Annotated in this window: 1 protein-coding gene; it reads right to left on the reverse strand. The window is 44.0% G+C overall.

The annotated features are described in order from the left end of the window. Positions 1-274: 274 nt before the first annotated feature. Positions 275-676, reverse strand: a complete 402-nt coding sequence (locus F6K38_RS42460; RefSeq protein WP_008181410.1) for a BufA1 family periplasmic bufferin-type metallophore — start codon at positions 674-676, stop codon at positions 275-277. Positions 677-1207 lie beyond the last annotated feature (531 nt).

Consider the following 1207-nt stretch of genomic DNA (forward strand, 5'->3'; position numbering starts at 1 on the left):
CTGAATCTAATTCCCCCCTTTCTTAAGGGATCTATGTACATAACACTACTCAACTGAATCTAATTCCCCCCTTTATTAAGGGTTCTGTATACATAACACTACTCAGCTGAATCTAATTCCCCCCTTTCTTAAGGGATCGGTATACATAACACTACTCAACTGAATCTAATTCCCCCCTTTCTTAAGGGGGGTTAGGGGGGATCGGTGTACATAACACTACTCAGCCATGATTCATAAGCTGATAGCTGAGTGCGCAGCCTGCTGATAGCTTTGTTTAATTGGCTTGGGCACTCTCAGTTGGCTTTTCAGTTTCCTGGCTGGAGGTTTTTGGTGGTACAATAGTTCCACCAACAATCTTGTCGCAAGTGCCTTCAGGAACGTAGATCCACTCTTCGGGATCGCTATCTACCGTAGCCTGCGCGCTGCAATCATGCTTGCTGGTGCCACAATCGTTCCTACCCGCCTTAACGATACCAGCACATTTTTCCATTCCTTCCTTACCGGCCAAGGCGTTTTCAGATGCTACACCTAAACCTAGAGCCAAGACACTAGTCAAGGCAGCGCTCACCATTACGGTTTTTTTGATATCTTTCATCACAGAACTCTCCCGAATATCAGAACTGACTCGTAAGTCCGTAGACAGAATTAAACTAAAACAGTGTTGGTTTAATTCCACTCTATTTAATTATTATTTAAGGTATTTAATCTAACTTAACTGAGTCTTTGAAAAGGATGAGATAACCCTGAGAAAGTTGTTAAAATGGGATAGGACATTGTCAACATCAGCTATCAGCTATCAGCTATCAGTTTTTTGATGTAAATCTATCACTCCCGGAAGTGTGGGGAGGGTGAATCGACCCAAAGCTAAGACAGAGCTTTGTAGTTAGTCCAGTAAGGGTTCAACCGTAATAATAGTTTCCTAGTAAGCGTGAGGTACATCTGAAGTTTCTGCCCTGCTCCGAAGTCCCTGCTCCGAAGTCCCTGCTCCGAAGTCCCTGCTCCGAAGTCCCTAAAACCCAGAACGAAAGTACAGCAGTCGCCAGGGCAGTTAGGACATGACAAAAGTCTCACACCCTTTGTAAGCGCAAGAGTTTGACTTCTGACTTCTGACTTCTGCTATACCTCACCTAATTTAAAACTGCTATATGTGGCAACCACTAAAACAACAACTATGGGAATGGCGCGGTGTTCTAATTACTACACCGGT

It is taken from the genome of Moorena sp. SIO3B2 (assembly GCF_010692525.1).
Classification (GTDB): domain Bacteria; phylum Cyanobacteriota; class Cyanobacteriia; order Cyanobacteriales; family Coleofasciculaceae; genus Moorena; species Moorena producens.